Here is a 17,075-nt window from a genome sequence, read left to right on the forward strand (position 1 = left end):
TATGAAAGTGTCTTCTTATTTCTTTTTTAATTTCTGTTTAAAAAAATCTATAGTTCTTGTCCATGATAAAGTTGCGGCGGCTTCGTCGTATCTTGGCGTGGTATTGTTATGAAAGCCGTGATTTACATTCGGATAAAAATAAGCCGTATTTTCGACTTTGTTTTTGTTCAATACTTCCTGAAAAGCGGGCCATCCTTCGTTTACGCGCGTATCCAAACCTGCGTAATGCAAAAGTAACGGTGTTGTTATTTTTTCAGCCTCTTCTTTTGTCGGCTGTCCACCATAATATGGAACGGCTGCTGCCAAAGTTGGAATTTTAACTGCCATCATATTCGAAATCCATCCACCAAAACAAAATCCGACGACGCCAACATAACCGTTGCAGTCCTTATGTGATTTCAGATATTCATAAGCGGCAATAAAATCTTCCAGCATTTCTTCGCGTGTACGTTTTTTTTGCAATTCACGTCCAGCATCGTCATTTCCCGGATAACCGCCTAATGGCGATAAAGCGTCTGGTGCAAGGGTAATGAAGCCTTCGATAGCAGCTCTTCTCCCAACATCTTCAATATACGGATTAAGGCCTCGATTTTCATGAACAACAATAATTCCAGGCAGTTTTTTTTTGGTTTCAGATGGTTGTGATAAAAGTCCTTTTATGCTCCCGCCTCCTTTTGGAGAATCATAATTTATGTAGCCTGTTTTTAATCTAGGATCTGTTGGTGGTACTAAAATACTGTCTACATAATTTGGCGTCATAAAACTCAAAAGTGATGGAAGAGTAAGAGTTCCTACCGCAAAAATGGATAATTTTTCAATAAATATTCTCCTGTCAATTTTGTTGTGAGCGTAATCATCATACAGATCAAATACCTCTTGACTGATATCTTCTTTGGTTAATTTTTCCATAGTTTTTAGTTTTGGAAACTAAATTAATAAATAAAACGTTTACTTTAAATAAAGCTTTTTAAATATCAGTTAATTCTGTAAAAAGTTTAAATAATTATATAAATTCTTGTGAATTTAATTATAGAAATTTACGTTGACCAAACTATATACTATTAATTTAAATTGTCAAATGATGAAAAATACAACCTACATTATTACACTTTCGACGGCATTATTCACGCTTTTTAGCTGTTCAAATGATAAAGACAGTCCAGCAGATCCGGGAACAAAAACAGATCCGGTAGAAACTACTGCACCAAATACAACATATACTCCAGCATTTGCAGGACAAACTCGTGCTAGTGGTGTACAGACAAATACCAGTTATGAAGCAAAAATTATAACAAGTACGTTAGCAGCTCCTTGGGGAGTAAAAAGTCTTCCAGACGGCCGACTTTTGGTTACAGAAAAATCAGGACAATTGCGTATTGTAACTACAGCAGGTGTTGTTAGTGCAGCGATTACAGGTGTTCCGGCAGTTAACGCTGCAGGGCAGGGCGGTTTGCTAGGTTTGTGTTTAGATCCAGAATTTGCATCAAATAAAATGATATATTGGGTTTTCTCTGAAGCTACAACAGGCGGAAATAATACGGCTGTTGCCAAAGGAAAGCTTTCAGCTGACGAAAAAACAATTGAAGGAGCAACAGTAATTTATCGTGCAAAACCTGCTAACCCTAGTGATTTGCATTATGGAGGAAGAATTCTTTTTGATAAAACAGGAAATTTAATTGTAAGCACAGGAGAACGCTCTGTATTAGAAACTAGACCATTGGCACAATCAGTTGCATCTGGCCTTGGAAAAGTTATCAGAATTACAAAAGACGGACAGCCAGCATCTGGTAATCCAACTTTTACTGGAACGGGAGCATTGCCAGAATTATATACTATTGGACATAGAAATCCGCAGGGACTGGCGCTTCATCCTGTTACAGGCGAAATATGGCAGAGTGAGCACGGACCAAGAGGAGGTGATGAAATTAATCGCCTAAAAGCCGGTTCTAATTACGGATGGCCAACAATTACTTACGGAATCGAATATAGCGGACAAAAAGTAGGAGCAGGAATTACACAACAAGATGGATTAGAACAGCCGGTTTATTATTGGGATCCTGTAGTGTCGCCAAGCGGTATGACTTTCTATACCGGAAATAGAGTTCCAGAATGGGAAAATAACCTATTTATTAGCGCTTTAAGTGGTATGCATATTGTGCGTCTTGCTTTTCAAAATAATAAGGTTGTTGGCGAAGAAAGACTTCTTGCTTCAGAAAGTCAGCGATTTAGAGATATTACACAGGGAAGTGATGGTGCTTTATATGCTGTCACAGATCAAGGAAGACTGTACAAGATTGATAAAAAATAATATCCTAAATCTTTATAAGATATGAAACGCTGTTGAAATTTCAACAGCGTTTTTTTTTATTAAAAATTTTAGTAAACAAGATATACTCTTATAATACTCTGAATTACTGATAATAATATCATTTTTTAACTCCAAAAATACGATATATATAATAATAACATTTGTAAAATCGTTTTAGTATCTATTTTTATATATATTTGTGATATATTTAATAACTGTTTAAAAACATTAGCCTACAGATGAAAAAGATTACCATTAAGGATATTGCTACAGAAGCTAAAGTATCTATATCTACAGTATCTTTTGTTATCAACGATAAAGGCGAGAAAATGGGCATTAGTGCCGGAGTTATTAAAAAAGTACAGGAAGTTGCAGAAAAACTAAATTATAGGCCAAGTATGATTGCAACCAGTTTAAGAACTGGAAAAACAAGATCAATTGGACTTATAGTTGAAGATATTTCGAATCAGTTCTTTGCAGAACTTGCACGGGTAATTGAAGACGAAGCAAAAAATATCGACTACAGAGTGTTTTATTGCAGTACAGGTGATGATGACGAACGTTCTGCAGAATTAATTCACAGTCTGTTGCAAGCTAATGTTGATGGTTTTATTATAACGCCAACTCAAAATCTTGAAGACAAAATTGATCTTCTTTTAAAGTTGAAAAAACCAGTTGTTTTAGTCGACCGTTATTTTCCCGGGCAAAGAGTAAGTCATGTGGTGATGGATAATTATGAAGCCGCAAATTCAGCTACTAAATTTTTACTGAATAAAGGCCGTAAACACATTGCAGTTGTCAATAATAAATCTGAAATGATTCAGATGAAACTGCGGGAAGACGGCTATAGAGATGCTTTAAAAGAAGAAGCAATTTACAATGAAGCGCTTGTTCTTCATATGGATTATCATAGCAGTGAAGAAACTAGAATTGCCGAAATTATGAGCTTCTTTAAAAAAAATCCGAAGATTGATGCGGTTTTATTTTTAGCAAATTATATGGGACTTGCAGGATTACAAGCTTTTAGAGTTATGGGAATTAGTATTCCTAAAGACATTTCAGTAATTAGTTTTGACGATCATGACAGTTTTAAATTGCATACGCCAACAATAACTGTTATTGCGCAACCAATTGAGGATATTGCAATTAAGTCTATACAATTATTAATGAGTCAGATGACGGATATGAAAACATTTGATGTAGAGAAAAGTCTCAAAAAAGGAAAGCTGATTGTTAGAGAATCAGTTTGATTGAAATAACAGAAAAACAAATCGTTTTTTTTAGTTATTTTACTAAATCGTTTTAGGATCCTTAGACGACTTGGAAATAAATCTATTTAAGAATTAGAAACATGCTTTTGCAGTAAATTTAAAATGGAATACAAAAAAAGCTTTTATCGGCTTATTGTTATTAGTCTCGTGAGTTTTTCATTTGCAGGCAATGCACAAAATATGGATTTAAAAATCGGCTGGCAGTACCGCGAAACTAAAACTGAAAAATGGTTTCCTGCTGCAGTTCCCGGTGAGATTCATACCGATTTGCTGCGCAATAAAATAATACCAGATCCTTTTTATCGCGACAACGAAAAAAAGCTGCAATGGATTGAAAAGAAAGACTGGGAATATAAAACTACTTTTCATGTAACTCCAGCAATATTAAAAAAGAAAAATAGCGAATTAGTTTTTGATGGATTAGATACTTACGCAACGGTTTATCTAAACAATCAATTGATTTTAAAAGCTGATAATATGTTTCGTCAATGGAAAGTTGATGTGAAAAAGATATTAAAATCAGGAAATAACGATTTGGTAGTAGTTTTTAAATCGGCACAAAATGTAGTCGATTCATTGGCCAAAAAAGATCTTCCTTTTGTAATTCCGGACAATCCGCGTGCCTATGTGCGTAAAGCACAATATCATTTTGGCTGGGATTGGGGACCAAAATTTACCACTTGCGGAATTTGGAAAACACCGCGACTTGAATTCTATGACGAAAAAATTCCTGAAAAGCCCTATGTTTTAGATCGCAAAATCGAACTGGTACAACAACCGGATGAACTTGGCAAATCTTTTTATTTTAAAATTGACGGAAAACCCGTTTATATGAAAGGCGCCAATTATATTCCGTCAGATGCATTTCTATCAAGAGTAACCAAAAAAGAATACGAAAAAGTAATCGGAATGGCGAAAGATGCCAATATGAATATGCTTCGTGTTTGGGGTGGAGGCGTTTACGAAGATGATTATTTCTACGATTTATGCGATAAAAACGGCATTTATGTATGGCAGGACTTTATGTTTGCCGGAACAATGATACCGGGAGATGATGCATTTTTTGACAATGTAAAAAAAGAAGTTCAGTATCAGGTAAAACGCCTGCGTCATCATAAGAGTATTGTTTTGTGGTGCGGCAATAATGAGGGAGATGAAGCTTTTAAAAGTTGGGGATGGCAAAAAAGCATGAAAATGTCAAAGCAGGATTCAACTCGTTTATGGAAAGATTACGTTCGTTTGTTTCAGGATAGTATTCCAAAATGGGTTAAGGAAGTTGATAACAAACGTCCTTATATTAGTTCATCACCATTATTTCACTGGTCAAGAAAAGCAAGTATTACCGAAGGCGACAGTCATTATTGGGGAACTTGGTGGGGATTGGAAGATGTAGAAAAAGTTCAGGAAAAAACAGGCCGTTTTGTGAGTGAATACGGAATGCAGGCGATGCCTAATTATTCTTCTGTAGAAGCTTTTACTTTGCCAGAAGACCGGTATTTATATTCTGATATTCTGCAGGCCCATCAAAAAGCCGGAAAAGGATTTCTTAAATTAGACTCTTATTTGAATCGCTATTTCATCGATTCAACCAAAATAAAGAAAATGAACGTTGAGGATTATACATACCTTACACAATGTCTTCAATATTACGCTCTTAAAAATATTATCGGAATTCACCGTTCTAAAGTGCCTTATAATATGGGAACTTTAGTTTGGCAGTTAAATGATTGCTGGCCAGTCGCAAGCTGGAGTGTGACAGATTATTATGACCGTCAGCCCAAAGCAGCCTGGTACGCGATGAAAGAAGCGTATCGGGATGATAAAACTCCTGAAATAGATCTGACACGTCCGATAAATTTAAGATTAGAAGATCCAAATATAACTTGGGAAGTAAAAAGAAATAAAGTAGTTTTAAAAGCATCAAAATTTGCAAAATATGTAAATGTGTCCATAAAAGGATATACTGGAAAATGGAGTGATAATTATTTCGATTTAAAAGCAGGAGAAGAAAAAATAATCAATTTTGAAGGGAAAATAATTAAGCCAGAGCTGAAAGTTTATTCTCTTTATGAGGTTTTGAAAAAGTATAATTAAAGTTTCAAAGAGACAAAGGGACAAAGTAACAAAGGATGAACGGAAAAAAAACTTTGCGAACCTTGCGTAAATCTTTGCACTCTTTGCGGTTAAATAAAAAATAGCTGCGTAAATCAATGAAACCCATGTCATCTGTGGGCAATACGCAAAGTCAAATAAAAATAAATAAAATGGTTACAAAATTCAGGCACATCGTTTTTTCAGTACTTATGCTGAGTAATTTAGCAGCAATTTCACAAGAAAAAAAAGCAAAAACAACTAGTTCAGATTATACCCAATATGTAAATCCTTTTATTGGATCTGCAGGTCATGGACACGTATTTGTTGGCGCTAATGTTCCGTTTGGAGCAGTTCAGTTAGGGCCCGTAAATATATTTGAAGGCTGGGATTGGTGCAGCGGTTATAATTATGCAAGCAACACCATTTTAGGATTTACGCATACACATTTAAGCGGAACCGGAATTGGGGATTTAAATGATATTCTCTTGTTGCCTGTTTCCGGAAAAGTGCCTTTGTTTAAAGGAACAAAAGAAGATATGGTAAACGGTTACGGCTCTTATTTTTCTCATGAAAATGAAGTAAGCAAACCAGGCTATTACAGTGTTTTACTTGATAAATACAAAATCAAAGCGGAGTTAACAGCCAGCGAAAGAGTTGGTTTTCATAAATATACTTTTAATTCAGCCAATGATAATCACGTTTTGTTAGATCTTGCTGATGGAATTGGATGGGATAAACCGGTAAAAACTTTTATCAAAAAATCAAATGAAACCACACTTGTAGGTTATCGTTTTTCGGCAGGCTGGGCGGCAGATCAACGTGTTTATTTTGCTATCGAATTTTCTGAACCAATTTCAAAATTAGCATTATATGATGATAAAACAGCTGTAAATGGAAATGAAGGAGAAGGTTTAAAAATGAAAGCCATTCTGGATTTTGCAACAAAAAACAAACAAGTTTTAGTGAAAGTCGGAATTTCTCCGGTAAGTTCTGAAAATGCTGCAGCAAATATTAAAGCTGAAATTCCAAATTGGGATTTTGACCAAACCGTAAAAACAGCGACTTCAAAATGGAACAAAGAATTAAATAAAATTCAAATCAAAGCTGACGATAAAACAATGAAAGTTTTTTATACTTCATTGTATCACACCATGTTTGCGCCTTCTATTTTTAATGATGCAAACGGAGATTACAGAGGAACAGATAAAAAAGTATACGAAAAAGCAAATTTCACGAATTATACAACTTTCTCACTTTGGGATACTTATCGTGGTTTACATCCTTTGTACACGATAACACAGCCTGAAAAAATGAATGATATTGTAAAATCATTTTTAGCGATTTACGAACAGCAGGGAAGATTACCGGTTTGGCATTTAATGGGTAATGAAACCAATACCATGAACGGAAATCACTCGATCGCTGTAATTGTCGATGCTTACTTAAAAGGATATCGTGATTATGATACAGCTTTAGCTTATGAAGCGATCAAAAAGACAGCCATGCAAACGCGTGACGGAATGGATTATGTTCAGAAATTAGAATATATTCCTGCAGATAAATTGCTGGAATCTGTTGGTAACGCTTTAGAATATGCAATTGATGATTATTGTGTTGCTCAAATGGCAAAATCTTTAGGCAAAACAGAAGATTATAATTACTTCACGAAAAGAGCCAATTTGTATAAGTTATATTTTGATAAAGAAACAACTTTCATGAGAGGGAAATTAACTGACGGAAATTGGAGAACACCTTTTAACCCGCTTTCATCTGCGCATCGTAAAGACGATTATGTTGAAGGAAATGCTTGGCAATATTCTTGGTTAGTTCCTCAGGATCCGTACGGTTTAATCGAATTGTTTGGAAGTGAAAAGAAATTTTTAGACAAATTAGATTCTCTTTTCTTAATTACAGATAAAGTTGAAGGCGAGGAAGTTTCTCCGGATATCAGCGGATTAATTGGCCAATATGCGCAAGGAAACGAGCCAAATCATCATATTCCATATCTTTATGCTTTTGCCGGACAGCCGTGGAAAACCGCAAAATTAATTCGCGAAATCGATGACAAATTCTACTCTGTAAAACCAGACGGATTGTGTGGTAATGAAGATTTAGGTCAAATGTCGGCTTGGTATGTTTTGTCTTCAATGGGATTTTATTCGGTTAATCCGGCAAACGGAGTTTATGTTTTTGGAAGTCCGTTAGTAAATGAAGCAACAATTCATCATAAAAAAGGAATTTCTTTTACAGTAAAAGCAATTGACAATAGTAAAACTAATATTTACATTCAAAAAGCAGAATACAACGGAAAACCTTATACAAAATCATACATCATACAGGAAATGATTGTAAAAGGAGGAGAGTTGAAATTATTTATGGGAAGTAAACCATCGACAACTTTTGGAGTTAAGAAAGCAGACAGACCTATTTAAATTTTAGATTTTAGTCCCGAAGTCTCGGGATATATTTTAGATTTAAGGAATCGGGAGCTTTAAGTTTTCCTAAAAGGTTTTAAACCTGTTAGGTATAGATTTACATTTTACAAACAAATATATTAATACCTAAAAGTTTTAGAAAAAACTGTTAGGATAATAAAACAGAACATGAAAATAAAGAGTTTAATTTTTTTAGGAATAATGCAGTGCTGCGTTTTCGTAAATGCACAAGTCAAAACTTTAGATCCTGTAGAATATGTGAATCCGTTAATGGGAACACAATCTTTGCACAGTCTTTCTAACGGAAATACTTATCCAGCGATTTGCCGACCTTGGGGAATGAATTTCTGGACACCGCAAACCGGTAAAATGGGAGACGGATGGGCTTATATTTATACTGCTGAAAAAATTAGAGGATTTAAACAAACGCATCAGCCATCGCCGTGGATGAACGATTACGGTCAGTTTTCGATTATGCCGGTAACGGGTAAATTGGCTTTCGCGGAAGCGGACCGAGCAAGCTGGTTCAGTCATAAAGCCGAAGTTTCAAAACCATATTACTACAGCGTTTATCTGGCTGATTATGATGTAACAACAGAAATTACAGCGACAGAAAGAGCAGCGCATTTTCAAATTACTTTTCCTGAAAATGAACAATCTTCTATAGTGATTGATGCTTTTGACAAAGGTTCTTACGTGAAAATTATTCCATCAGAAAATAAAATTATTGGTTATACAACACGAAATAGCGGTGGAGTTCCAACGAATTTCAAAAACTATTTTGTACTGATTTTTGATAAACCTTTTGCCTCAAATTCTACGTGGAATGACAAAGGTTTAGAAAAAGACAAACTAGAATTACAAGACAATCACGCAGGTGCTGTTGTTGGTTTTAAAACCAAAAAAGGCGAAATTATAAATGTAAAAGTAGCTTCTTCATTTATAAGTCCGGAACAGGCAGAACTAAATTTGAAAGAATTAGGAAATGCTTCTTTCAAGGAGACTGTTGCAACATCAAAAGCAGAATGGAATAAAATATTAGGAAAACTGGCTGCCGAAGGTGGAAGTGAAGACCAATTAAAAACGTTTTATTCTTGTCTATACCGCGCAACTTGTTTCCCACAAAAGCAATATGAAATAAATGCCAAAGGAGAAACAGTACATTATAGTCCGTACAACGGAAATGTTTTGCCGGGATATATGTATGCGGGAACTGGTTTTTGGGATACTTTTAGAGCCTTATATCCGTTGCTGAATTTGGTTTATCCTTCTACTAATAAAGAAATGCAGGAAGGTTTGATTAATGATTATAAAGAAGGCGGATTTTTGCCGGAATGGTCGAGTCCGGGTTTTAGAAATGTAATGGTCGGGAACAATTCAGCTTCAGTAGTTTCTGAGGCTTATATAAAAGGTTTGCGCGGTTACGATATCAATACTTTGTACGATGCCTTAGTTCATGGTGCCAATAATGAAGGTCCGCTAGATGCTGTTGGAAGAACAGGAGTTTCCTATTACAATACTTTAGGTTATGTTCCTTACGATGTAAAAATCAATGAAAATGCAGCACGAACATTAGAATATGCTTATGACGATTTTGCCATTTGGAAATTAGCCAAAGCTTTAAATCGTCCTAAAAAAGAAATCAGTTTATACGAAAAGCGAATGATGAATTATAAAAATCTTTATAATCCTGAAATTGGTTTTATGAGCGGTAGAAATAAAGACGGAAGTTTTCCAAAAAATTTCAATCCGTTAAAATGGGGAGATGCTTTTACAGAAGGAAATGCCATGCATTACAGCTGGAGCGTATTTCATGATGTTCAGGGTTTGATTGATTTAATGGGCGGACAGAAAAATTTTACAGCTAAACTAGATGCCGTTTTTACAACTCCACCCGTTTTTGATGATACGTATTACGGATCTGTAATTCATGAAATTCGCGAAATGCAGATCATGAATATGGGACAATACGCGCACGGAAACCAGCCCATTCAGCACATGATTTATTTATACAATTATGCAGGCGAACCTTGGAAAACACAATATTGGTCGAGAGAAGTAATGAATCGTTTATACAAACCAACTCCAGACGGTTATTGCGGCGATGAAGATAATGGACAGACTTCGGCTTGGTATATTTTCTCTGCTATGGGATTTTATCCGGTTTGTCCGGCAACAGACGAATACGTTTTGGGTGCACCGTTATTTAAAAAAGTTACTTTACAATTAGAAAATGGAAAACAATTGATTATCAATGCTCCAAAAAATTCTGAAACCAACAAATATGTTCAGGATTTAAAATGGAATAATTCGGCTTTCTCTAAAAATTATATCAATCATTTTGATGTATTAAAGGGCGGTGAATTAAATTTTGATATGAGCAGCGAACCTAATTTACAAAGAGGAACAGCAGCAAGCGCTTTTCCATATTCTTATTCAACTTCAAAATAAATACGATGAATTCACGTAGAAAATTTATAAAAAATACTGGAATTTTTTCAGCTGGATTATTAGCTATTCAAACCGATGTTTTTGCGATACAATCTGATACTTTCAATTTTGCTCTAAGAGATTTTATCAGCAAAAGACCTCCTTTAAAAGAAAGAAAATTTACAAGTCCAGCGATTGAGGCAGCAATTGTCCGAATTAAAAAACAAATTGCGAATCCTGAATTGGCTTGGCTGTTCGAAAACTGTTTTCCAAATACTTTAGATACAACTGTTGATTTTGAAATTATCGATGGAAAACCAGATACTTATGTAATCACCGGCGATATTGATGCGATGTGGCTGCGCGACAGTACAGCTCAAATCTGGCCTTATATTCCGTTTGTAAAAGAAGATAAAAAACTGGCAGAATTAGTAAAAGGTGTTATCAACCGTCAAGCGAAATGTATCTTGCTCGATCCGTATGCAAATGCTTTTTATAAAGATTTTACAAAAGTAAGCGAGTGGAAAAATGACATAACTAAAATGCAGCCCGGAATTCACGAACGAAAATGGGAGATTGACAGTTTGTGTTATCCTGTGCGATTGGCGCACGGCTACTGGGCGGCAACGGGTGATATCAGTTTGTTCGACAGCAAGTGGAAAGAAGCTATGCTTTTGGTTTTACAGACTTTTAAAGAACAGCAGCGCTGGAACGATAAAGGCCCGTACAGCTTTCAAAGAACAACAGCCTGGGCTACTGATGGCGTGCCGTTAGGCGGTTACGGATATCCGGTAAAACCGTGTGGCTTAATTGTTTCGACTTTTAGGCCAAGTGATGACAGTACTTTATTTGGGTATTTAATTCCGAGTAATATGTTTGCCATTGAAGTTTTAGGTTACTTGATCGAAATCTTCTCTTTGCCAGCGCTTTTAGACAAAGATTTAGTAGCTAAAGCAAAAGAATTAAAAGATCAGGTTCAGAAAGGTTTAGAAGAAAACGGAATCATCGAACATCCAAAATTCGGAAAAATTATTGCTTTTGAAGTAAACGGATACGGAAGTTTCCATATGATGGATGATGCCAATGTTCCGTCTTTATTATCATTGCCATATTTAGGCGCTATTGAACCAGATAATCAGCTTTATTTGAATACCAGAAAAGTGGTACTTTCAGAAAATAATCCGTTTTTCTATAAAGGAAAAGCAGGCGAAGGAATTGGCGGTCCACATACAGGAGTCGATACGATTTGGCCAATGAGTATTGTTTTGAGAGCGATTACAAGTGTTGATGAAAAAGAGATTAAAATGTGCATCAGCAATTTGATCAAAACAAATGCGGATACCGGTTTTATGCACGAATCATTTCATAAAGATGATGTTGCGAAGTTTACCAGAAAATGGTTTGCTTGGGCAAATACACTTTTCGGCGAAATGATTGTTCATACAAGCATTAAGTATCCTGAAATATTAAAAGACAAGAATATCTAAAATAAAATACTAGCCATTAAAAGATTAAGAATTCAGAAACTTCATTTCTTAATGGTTCAATTCAAAAAAATACAGAATGAATAAAGAATATGCAGTAGGAATAGACATTGGAGGAACACACATTACCACAGCAATTATAGATATTATAAACATGCAAGTAATCGACCCTTCATTGCATAAAGAATTTTTTGATTCGAATATGCCAGTTGAAGCAGTAATGTCTATTTGGGAAAAATCGATTCGAACTTCGGTAAAAAATTCGGAAGTTGAAGAAATAAAAGGTTTGGCTGTCTGCATGCCTGGACCGTTTGATTATGCTAACGGACTTTGCTGGATAAAAGATCAATCTAAATATGAGCATTTTTACGGTTTAAATGTTCGTTATTTGATTCAAGGCACACTTAATCTTTCAAGCGAATTTCCAATTCTTTTTGAAAACGATGCAGTTTGTTTTGGAAAAGGAGAAGTGCATAAAGATGCTGCAAATCTTTCTAAAAAAGTAATGGCGATTACACTCGGAACTGGACTTGGAGCTTGTTTCATAGACAATGGAATTTCTATTTCTTCGGGAGAATTAGTTCCTGCAGACGGCGAAATTTATAATATTCCTTTTAAAGAAAGTATTGCTGAAGATTATGTTTCAGCGCGAGGTCTTTTACACCGCTACAAAAAGTTGACAGGCCAAAATCTAAATGACGGATTAGAACTTTTTAATTTGGCTTTAGCCGAAGATGAACATGCTAAAAAGGCCTTTGAAGAAATGGGAGAAGATTTGGCGTCAATCGTAATTCCGTGGTTAGAAAAATTTGGCGCTGACAGTTTTATTATTGGTGGAAAAATAGCCAACGCCAGCGAATTTTTTCTGCCGAGTTTCAATAAAAAAATCAAAGAAGCAGGAATGGAAATCAAGATTTCTGTTTCTACAGATAATGAAGCGGCAGCGTTATTAGGTGCGGCAAGTATGCTTTATAAAGCATAGTTTTTTTTAAATTTACTAAGGTTTAAATTGTTTAACGTAATATAAAATTATATTACAATTCTTTATATGTTGTTACATTACTTATGGTTTTAAATTTTATCTAATTATGGCAAACTCAAATCGTAGAAATTTTATAAAAACAACGGCAATAGCTTCTGTAGCTGTGGCGTTGCAATCTTTCAACAGAAATTTAGAAGATGAAAAAATAGTGGTTTCTAAAAAAGGAAAGAAACCTATTGTACTTTCTACTTGGAGATTTGGAATTCAGGCAAATGAAGCCGCATGGGAAGTTCTAAATAAAAAAGGAACTGCGTTAGATGCGGTAGAAGCAGGAGTTAAAATTCCAGAAGGCGATCCCAAAGAAAGAAGCGTAGGTTATGGCGGACGTCCCGACAGAGATGGCCGTGTAACCCTTGACGCTTGTATTATGGATCAAAATGCTAATATTGGCTCAGTGGCTTGTCTTGAATTTATTAAACATCCAATTTCAGTTGCAAGAGCTGTAATGGAAAAAACACCTCACGTTATGCTGGTTGGTGATGGAGCTTTGCAATTTGCATTGGAACAAGGTTTTAAGAAAGAAAATTTACTAGTCGAAGAATCTGAAAAAGAATGGAAAGAATGGCTGAAAGACAGTAAATACAAACCTATTGCTAATATAGAAAATCACGATACAATTGGTATGATTGCGTTAGACGCTAACGGAAATCTTTCAGGGGCGTGTACGACAAGCGGTATGGCTTTTAAAATGCACGGCCGTGTGGGTGATTCGCCAATTATTGGAGCTGGTTTGTATGTTGATAATGAAATTGGCGCAGCAACAGCAACAGGTCATGGTGAAGAAGTAATCAGGATTGCTGGCTGTCATTTGGTTGTAGAATTAATGCGTCAGGGAAAATCTCCTCAAAAAGCCTGTGAAGAAGCAGTTGCCCGAATTGTAAAATTGACCAAAAGCAGAAACAAAGAATTAAAAGATATTCAAGTCGGATTTATTGCTTTAAATAAAGAGGGGGAATACGGATCGTACTGTATTCAGGGAGGTTTTAATTACGCCGTTTATGATGACACAGGAAATCGATTAATTGATGCCGATTTTTTTCTAAAATAAAAATTTAAAAATATAAAAAAAACAGCGATTTAAGAGATCGCTGTTTTTTTATGACTCCATTATAATAACCAAAAAAGGCTGTCTGGCAATGACAACCTTTAATGACTAATAAAATAAAAATGTAGACTAAAGTATTATTTTCCTGGAGAATTCTCCGGATTCATAATAACTTCGACGCTACTAGAACTATCCAAGACGTGCTTACTTAACTGCTGAATAGTTTTTTGATCAATTTTAGAAATTAAATTTTTATATGCATCATCCGTCGAAAACGGAATCTGATTTAAACTGCTGTTGTAAATAGTTGAAATCCAGAAAGAATTTGTTTTTATTGATTCTTCTCTATTTTTTAAAAGTGCTTTTTTAATGTCTTCTAAATCATTAACATTGATTGGATTCGATTTTAAATCGTTTAATTCTTTCCATACAATCTGCATTAATTTTTCCTGTTTTTCAGGATTGCAGTCAAAAGTCAAGGCAAGATCAAAATTCGATTTCGGAATCAGTTCTAGATTTCCGGCAACATTTACGCCGTAACTGCCTCCTTCTTCTTCTCTAATTGTCTGTAGAAAACGTTTTGACAGCAATTCGCCAATGATGTACATTCCAACTGCATTTTCTTTGCTGTATTCCATTTCCCCTTTCAAATGAAGGTAAACAGTTGATTTAGCTACTTCCATCGGACGTTTAAAATGAACAACTGTTTTACCCTTTGCAGGTTCAATATTATAATCGATAAAAGTTTCTTTTGACAAAGAATCAGATTTTATATTTCCGACATATTTTTGAATCAGTCCTAATCCTGATTCTGGAATATTTCCAACAAAAACAAAAGTAAAAGCAGCGGCATTTTTAATTCGGTCACGGTATATATTTTCTGCTTTTTTCAAATCAATCGTTTCAAGGAATTTTTCGTTGAAGATAAAAGTCCGAGGATTGTGATTTGAATTTGCCAAATCAATAGTGTCTTTAAAAGCGCTTCCGTTATCTTTTTTAATGTTTTCCAAGCGATTTTTATACTGCTCTTTTAAAATGTTAAAAATAGTAGGATCAAAACGTGGCGATTCAAAAGAAAGATAAAGCAATTGCAGCATGGTTTCTAAATCAGCTTTATTCGAACTTCCCTGAAATCCCTGTGTAAATTCTCCGATAAATGGAGAAGCCTGTGCTACTTTACCGGTAAGTCTTTCTTTTAATCCAATATTATCAAAATTGCCAAGTCCAGACGATTTTGCAATTGTTGTCGCAATTTCGGCAGAAGTTAAATCTTCTGTTTTCACCAAAGATTTACCGCCTTTAGAAAAAGCAGAAAAAACAATCTGATCTTGAGAATAAGTCGTTGGAAGAATAATGATATTGGCACCATTTTCTAACGTGTAACCTTTTGCTTCTGTAATTCCCGGTACATCAAATGTTTTTTTAACAGCAACAGGTTTTAGTTCTTTTTCTACTAAAGGTGCGTTGTTTTCTTTTTTAGTGTAAGGTTCTAAATTCATGCTTTCAACCTTTTTCATCACCTGAACAACGGCATCTTTATTCGGAAAATTATTCTGATCCTGATCTGATCCAGTTACCAAAACGATCTGATTTGTTGGTTTTTGAATGGTTTTCGCATAAGCGTTTAATTCTTCCAAAGAAATACTTTTTATGATGCCTACAATTAATTTATAATCATCTTCTGCTTTTAAAAAAGGCTTTGCTTTTAAGAAATAATTCGTCAATTTATCTGCCCAAGTATCGTTGTCAACTTTGTCTTTATTATTTATAAAATCATCGTAAGAACTGATAAAAAGCTTTTTTGTTCGGTCTAATTCGGCTTGTATGGCACCAAAACGTTTCAAGCGTTCGGTTTCAGTATAAGCTTCTTCAAAAGATTCTAAAGTCTTTCCTTTTTTGGCTAAGGCCGAAATATTAAACGAAGTATTTAATCTTGAAATAGGTTCGAAATAACTTTTAAAATTCAAGCTTGAACCTTTATTTTTTAAGATAAGTTCTTTGAAACGATTATTTAAAATACTGGTATAGAAAGAATTCATTACATTTTTACGTGTAACGATACTGTCTTTTACCAAAGGTTCATCGAGAATATATTGCAATGTAATTGTTGTTGACGAAGCTTCTTTGTCAGTTGCGGTTCCAAAATACAATTCGTCATGTTTTGGAATTTTTGCATAGGTTCTTGCAGCTGCTTTTTTTGCAAGGGGAATTCCAGAAAAAATTGCTTTTATTTTTTGCTCTATTACTTTAACATCAACATCTCCAACCACAATTACAGCTTGTAAATCTGGACGGTACCACTTTTTGTAATAATTTCTAAGTTCAGGATATTTGAAATTATTGATGATATTCAGATCACCAATAACATCTCTTTTGCTGTATTTAGAACCTTTGTATAACACTTGATCTGTCTGCATTTTTAGACGAAACCCGCTTGTTCTTCGCGTTCTCCATTCTTCACGAATTACGCCTCTTTCTGCATCAATTTCTTCATTTGTCAAAGAAAGAGAACCAGACCAATCATGTAAAACCCAAAGTGTAGAATCGATCAACTTTTCATTGGTTACCGGAACAGAACTTATGTTGTAAACTGTCTCGTCCTGAGCTGTATAAGCGTTAATGTCTTTCCCAAAACTTACTCCATTTTTTTCCAGCATTTTAATAATTCCTTTTCCTTTAAAATGCTCAGTGCCGTTAAAAGCCATATGTTCTAAAAAGTGAGCCAATCCGTTTTGATTGTCTTCTTCTAAAATAGCTCCAACATTTTGAACAAAGTAAAAACTCGCACGATCTTTAGGCTCTTCGTTATTAAGGATGTAATACGTTAATCCGTTTTTAAGTTTGCCGGTGGTCACGTTTTTATTTAACGGAAGCGTAGTTTTAAATTGAGAAAATGCTCCTTGAAAGGAGAGGAGCATGATCCCAATTACTATATTTTTTTTAGTTGTATTGTGCATTTTTTTATT

10 protein-coding genes are annotated in these 17,075 nt (G+C 34.9%); 8 read left to right on the top strand and 2 right to left on the bottom strand.

Going from position 1 to position 17,075, the window contains the following annotated elements; genetic code table 11:
- Positions 1-15: 15 nt before the first annotated feature.
- A complete protein-coding gene (locus IR010_RS16535) occupies positions 16-909 on the bottom strand; it encodes a dienelactone hydrolase family protein (RefSeq protein ID WP_194569587.1) in 894 nt (297 codons plus the stop codon).
- Positions 910-1,081: 172 nt separating this feature from the next.
- Between IR010_RS16535 and IR010_RS16540 the strand changes: the two genes are divergently transcribed.
- The 8 genes from IR010_RS16540 to IR010_RS16575 all read left to right on the top strand — a co-directional run bounded on the left by IR010_RS16540 (position 1,082) and on the right by IR010_RS16575 (position 14,112).
- The gene (locus tag IR010_RS16540) at positions 1,082-2,308 is read left to right on the top strand and encodes a PQQ-dependent sugar dehydrogenase (RefSeq protein WP_194569586.1); all 1,227 of its coding nucleotides are present in this window, start codon (positions 1,082-1,084) and stop codon (positions 2,306-2,308) included.
- 239 nt (positions 2,309-2,547) lie between these two features.
- Positions 2,548-3,558, top strand: a complete 1,011-nt coding sequence (locus tag IR010_RS16545; RefSeq protein ID WP_194605449.1) for a LacI family DNA-binding transcriptional regulator — start codon at positions 2,548-2,550, stop codon at positions 3,556-3,558.
- Between the two features lie 201 nt (positions 3,559-3,759).
- Entirely contained in the window at positions 3,760-5,673 is a 1,914-nt protein-coding gene (locus IR010_RS16550) for a beta-mannosidase (RefSeq protein ID WP_228515182.1), read from the top strand.
- Between the two features lie 170 nt (positions 5,674-5,843).
- The gene (locus IR010_RS16555; RefSeq protein ID WP_194605455.1) at positions 5,844-8,105 is read left to right on the top strand and encodes a GH92 family glycosyl hydrolase; all 2,262 of its coding nucleotides are present in this window, start codon (positions 5,844-5,846) and stop codon (positions 8,103-8,105) included.
- 171 nt (positions 8,106-8,276) lie between these two features.
- Complete coding sequence (locus IR010_RS16560; protein WP_194605458.1) at positions 8,277-10,559, top strand: GH92 family glycosyl hydrolase; 2,283 nt, start codon at positions 8,277-8,279, stop codon at positions 10,557-10,559.
- 5 nt (positions 10,560-10,564) lie between these two features.
- Positions 10,565-12,025 carry a glycoside hydrolase family 125 protein gene (locus IR010_RS16565; RefSeq protein ID WP_194605461.1) on the top strand — a complete coding sequence of 487 codons (1,461 nt, stop codon included), beginning with the start codon at positions 10,565-10,567 and terminating at the stop codon, positions 12,023-12,025.
- A 76-nt stretch (positions 12,026-12,101) separates the two neighbouring features.
- Positions 12,102-13,004 carry an ROK family protein gene (locus IR010_RS16570; RefSeq protein ID WP_194605464.1) on the top strand — a complete coding sequence of 301 codons (903 nt, stop codon included), beginning with the start codon at positions 12,102-12,104 and terminating at the stop codon, positions 13,002-13,004.
- 106 nt (positions 13,005-13,110) lie between these two features.
- Positions 13,111-14,112 carry an isoaspartyl peptidase/L-asparaginase family protein gene (locus IR010_RS16575; protein WP_194605467.1) on the top strand — a complete coding sequence of 334 codons (1,002 nt, stop codon included), beginning with the start codon at positions 13,111-13,113 and terminating at the stop codon, positions 14,110-14,112.
- Between the two features lie 134 nt (positions 14,113-14,246).
- Here IR010_RS16575 and IR010_RS16580 read toward each other — a convergent pair whose 3' ends face one another.
- Positions 14,247-17,066, bottom strand: coding sequence for a M16 family metallopeptidase (locus IR010_RS16580; protein ID WP_194605470.1), 2,820 nt, complete (start codon positions 17,064-17,066; stop codon positions 14,247-14,249).
- Between the last annotated feature and the right edge of the window lie 9 nt (positions 17,067-17,075).

Origin of the sequence: Flavobacterium sp. MR2016-29, from assembly GCF_015350695.1 — a bacterium.
GTDB lineage: Bacteria > Bacteroidota > Bacteroidia > Flavobacteriales > Flavobacteriaceae > Flavobacterium.